4 protein-coding genes and 1 pseudogene are annotated in these 4,322 nt (G+C 68.0%); all 5 read right to left on the bottom strand.

Annotated features, from left to right (window positions below; genetic code table 11):
* Positions 1-1,874, bottom strand: a 1,874-nt coding sequence (locus tag QMX80_RS18585; protein ID WP_282278652.1) for a methyl-accepting chemotaxis protein, incomplete at its 3' end; no start/stop codon positions are given.
* A gap of 85 nt (positions 1,875-1,959) precedes the next feature.
* Positions 1,960-2,340 carry a hypothetical protein gene (locus QMX80_RS18580; protein ID WP_273083314.1) on the bottom strand — a complete coding sequence of 127 codons (381 nt, stop codon included), beginning with the start codon at positions 2,338-2,340 and terminating at the stop codon, positions 1,960-1,962.
* A 112-nt stretch (positions 2,341-2,452) separates the two neighbouring features.
* The gene (locus tag QMX80_RS18575) at positions 2,453-2,944 is read right to left on the bottom strand and encodes a chemotaxis protein CheW (RefSeq protein ID WP_055768918.1); all 492 of its coding nucleotides are present in this window, start codon (positions 2,942-2,944) and stop codon (positions 2,453-2,455) included.
* An 86-nt stretch (positions 2,945-3,030) separates the two neighbouring features.
* Positions 3,031-3,804, bottom strand: coding sequence for a flagellar brake protein (locus QMX80_RS18570; RefSeq protein ID WP_282278649.1), 774 nt, complete (start codon positions 3,802-3,804; stop codon positions 3,031-3,033).
* A gap of 133 nt (positions 3,805-3,937) precedes the next feature.
* Positions 3,938-4,322 (bottom strand): annotated as a pseudogene (locus QMX80_RS18565) (methyl-accepting chemotaxis protein); the annotation flags it as partial.

Raw genomic sequence — 4,322 nt, 5'->3', positions numbered from 1 at the left:
ACTCCCGCGCCCCCCCCGGCCCCCCCGCGGCCCTGCTCCCCGGCGCGCGCGGCTTCCACCGCCGCGTTCAAGGCCAGGATGTTGGTCTGGAAGGCGATACCGTCGATGACGCTGATGATGTCGGCGATCTTCTTCGACGAGGCCTCGATGGCCGACATGGTGGTGACCACCTGGCCGACAACTTCGCCGCCCTGCGAGGCGACGCCGGCCGCGCCCTGCGCCAGCTGGTTGGCCTGGCGGGCGTGTTCGGCGTTCTGGCGCACGGTGGAGGTCAGTTCCTCCATCGAGGCGGCCGTTTCCTCCAGGTTGGCGGCCTGCTGCTCGGTGCGGCGCGACAGGTCGTTGTTGCCCGATGCGATCTCGCCGGCGGCGGAGTTGATCGCCGCGGTGGACTGCTTGATGCGGCCGACGATGGCGGTCAGCTGTTCGGTGGTGGCGTTGGCGTCGTCGCGCATGCGCGCGAACACGCCCTGGAAATCGCCCTGCATGCGCACGGTCAGGTCGCCCTGCGACAGCGCGGACAGCAGGCCGGAAATCTGCTCCAGGCTGCTGGCGTTGGCGTCGAGCAGGCTGTTGAGCTGGCGCGCCAGCTCCAGGAAGAAGCCGTCCTTGCCATCGGTGCCGATGCGGCCGCTCAGATCGCCCGCGGCGGCGGCGTCGATCACCCGCGCGACTTCGCGTTCCACCATGGCCTCGGTGGTGCGGTCGCGCCATTCGACGACATGGCCGACCACGCTGCCGGCCTCGTCGCGGATGGCCGAGATGGTCTGCGCGAACTGGGCCTCGCCGTAGCGCATCTCGCGCGAGGCCACGCCGGTGCGCTGCAGCGCGTCGAGCACGCTGCGGTCCATTTCGCCGCGGAACTCCAGCGAGGTCACCGGCTGGCCGACCAGCGGACGCGAGGCGTCGTAATGGTCGAGCGCGCCGTGGATGTCGTCGGCGTAGCGCTCCAGCGTGTGCGCCAGCGCCCGGTTGGCATAGACGATCTGCAGGTCGGTATCGGTCAGGTAGACGCCGGTGGAGGAATAGTCCAGCGCGGTGCGGATGCGCAGGTTCTCGGCGGCGACTGCCTGGTCGCGCTCGATGCGCTCGCGCAGGTCGCGCTGCATGCGCTGCATGGAGCGCAGCAGTTCGCCGACCTCGTCGGAGCGGCGGGTGTCGATGGTGCCGTCGAGCTTGCCGCCGGCGATCTCGTTGGCCACGTCCACCGCGCCGCGCATCGAACCGACCAGCGAACGGGCGAACAGCCAGGCCAGCAGCAGGCCGGCGCCGGCGCCGACCAGCACCGCGATCAACGTGACGGCGACGGAGGCCGAATAGGTGTCGGCGGCCTGGCCGCTGGCTGCCTGCGCACGGGTGTTCTCGTCCGTCGCCAGCGCTTCGAGCGACGCATAGGCCTTGCGGTGCAGGTTGCGGGTCTCGCCGACGAAGGTGTCGATCGCGTCGTCGGGCAGGTCCAGTTCCAGCAGCTCGGTGACCGAGTCGTAGGACTTCTTGGTTGCATCCCAGTCGGCGACGAAGGTGTCGAACAGCTTGCGCTGCTGCGGGTTGTCGATCAGCTTGGAATACTTGTCGATGGATTCGTCGATCTGGACGCGCAGTTCGCCGGCACGGGTCTTGGCCTCCGTCTTCACGTCGGCGCTGGCGCGGATCAGGCTCTGGTAGGACGCGTTGCGGTACTCGCTGACCATGCCGGCCAGTTCTCCGCTGGTGCGCAGGCCGGCCATGCGCTTTTCCGCGATCTCGTTGGTGACGCTGTCCAGCGAGTGCAGGCCACGATAGGCGACGATGCCCTGGATCAGCATCACGAACAGGACGATGCCGAAGGTGAGCATCAGCTTCGGCATCAGGTTGAGGTTCTTGATCCACTGCATGGTTGCGCTGTCTCCTGCTGCATCCCCCGGCCAAGGCACGGCGGGGACCGCGCCGGCATGGCCGGCGCGGCGACGTCGGGATGGATTACTTGATGTTGGCCAGCTTCAGGCTGGACGGCGAGGTGACTTCGATCTCGGCGCGCGAGGCATCGCGCTGGATCTTGCCGATCGCGCACACGGTCTTGCCTTCCAGCGACATCAGGTCGAAGCTGAAGTTGCCGCGCGCCGAGCCGGGGATGCGCGCCGAGAAGGTGTGGCGCGGGAACGAGCCGCCCATGTGCAGGAAGGTCGGCTGGCCTTCGGAACCTTCGGCGTAGCGGGCCTTTTCGACCTTGCCGCAGACCATGCCGTCCTTGCCGGCGAAACGGGCCGCGTTCTCGGGCGGGATCATCTCGTCGGCGGCGGCGACCAGGGACACGCTTGCCAGCAGGGCCGCGGACATCAGCGAAATGAAGGGCTTGGACATCTTTTTCTCCGGATTGGGGTTTCGCCGGCGAACGGCCGGCCATGCGCTCGGTATCGGCAGGCACGGCCGATGATTGATACGCCGCACATGAAAATGTGACGGATATAACGTTTTAGGCGGCAGCTTCTTCCGCGACGGCGGCCTGGCCCAGGTCGGCGGTATCGAGCAGGGTCTCGATGTCCAGCAGGATCAGCATGCGCTCGTCCTGGGTGCCGATGCCGGAGATGAAGCGGGTGTCCACCGCGGCGCCGAATTCCGGCTTCGGGCGGATCTGCTCGGCGCTGAGCGGGATCACGTCGGAGACGCTGTCCACGACGATGCCGACCACGCGGTCTTCCACGTTGAGCACGATCATCACGGTGAAGGCATCGTAGCGGGCCTCGTCCAGGCGCAGCTTCAGGCGCAGGTCGATGACCGGCACGATGGTGCCGCGCAGGTTGATCACGCCCTTGATGTAGTCCGGTGCGTCGGGAACGCGGGTGACGGCGTCGTAACCGCGGATTTCCTGCACTTTGAGGATATCCACCCCGTAATGCTCGTTGCCGAGCGTGAAGCTGAGGTACTCGCCGCCGGAAGTGGCAGCGTGGGCGCTGGTGTCGTTCATCTGGGTTCCTGGTCCTGGCGGCATGCGGTGCGGAGATGGCTCACCTCCGTGTATCGGCACCGGCCGCCGGGACTTTAGGTGGAACCCTAGGCGCCGCCGTTCCTGCGCACCTTGCGCTCGCGGTCGACCCGGAAGATGTAGCGCTGGATGGCCGCATCGGCACCGCGCGGCAGATCCTCGAAGCGCAGGCCCACGCGCTGCTGCTCGATGCCATTGGCCTGCTTGCGCATCAGCTGGCTGCAGACCACCAGGGTGACCGGGATCGGCGCCGAATCGGGCAGCAGCAGTTCGCACCCGCCCAGCCGCTGCTGCAGGCGCAGCAGGTCCAGGTCGGGGGGCAGGAGCACGGCCAGGCCGCCGGCGCTGATGTCCACCACGCGCCAGCGCAGGGGGTCTCCCCCCTGCGGATCGGGGAAGACGCACCAGGGCGAATCGCCGACCGGCGTCTCCAGCCGGTACAGCTCGCGGCGCTGCAGGTGGTAGGCCTCTTCGGGGAGCCCGACGCGGAACGCCGTGCGTCCGTCCTCGACCAGCACCTGCGGGTGTTCCAGGCGGAAGCGCACCATGACCTTGTCCACCTGCGCGAAGCACAGCAGGCGCGAAGCTTCGCCGACGCTGCGGTTGACCTGCGGCATCGGGCTGCCGTCGAGCAGCAGGGTGTCCTCGTCCAGTTCCAGCACGGCGCTGGGATAGGACTGTTCGCGGCCGTCCGGATGGACCGCGATCGTGGCGCGCTGGTCGATCATCGCCTGCAGCAGGAGGCGGATCTGGCGCGGATTGCGGACCATGTACTTCTCGTCGGCATACAGGTTGCCGTCGAAGGAGGGAAGGGCGGATTCCGTCGGTTCGCGCTCTGACATGATCTCTGGAACAGGGGTGGCGGAGGCCTGGAGGCAACAGCATACCGGCAGGGCTTCATGGAGTATCGGCCCCGCTCCAAGGCTCTTTAGCACCGATGCGATGGCACCGGTGCGATGCGGCAGTGTCCGCCGCTCAGAACTCCTGCCAGTCGCCGCCGTCGGTCTGGAGCGTGGATACAGGCACCGGTCGTGGACGCGGCAGCGTGCCCGGCGCCGGCTGCGGCTTCGCCGCCGGGGGCACGACCGTGAGTAGCGGCCGGGCAGTGGGCGCGGCGCGGGTCGTCGTGGTGCGGAACATCGATACCGCCGTGGCCAGGTCGTTGGCCTGGTCTTCCATCGTGCGCGCGGCGGCGGTGGCTTCCTCCACCAGCGCAGCGTTCTGCTGGGTGGTTTCGTCCATCTGCACCACGGTCTGGTTGACCTGTTCGATGCCGGCGCTCTGTTCCTGCGAGGCAGCCGAGATCTCGGCCATGATGTCGGTCACCCGCTGCACCGAACTGACGATCTCGCCCATGGTG

This window comes from Stenotrophomonas sp. PS02297 (assembly GCF_029959705.1).
GTDB classification, from domain to species: Bacteria; Pseudomonadota; Gammaproteobacteria; order Xanthomonadales; family Xanthomonadaceae; genus Stenotrophomonas; species Stenotrophomonas nitritireducens.
Note: the sequence above shows the minus strand (reverse complement) of the source record. Positions and strands in the feature narration are given on the sequence as shown.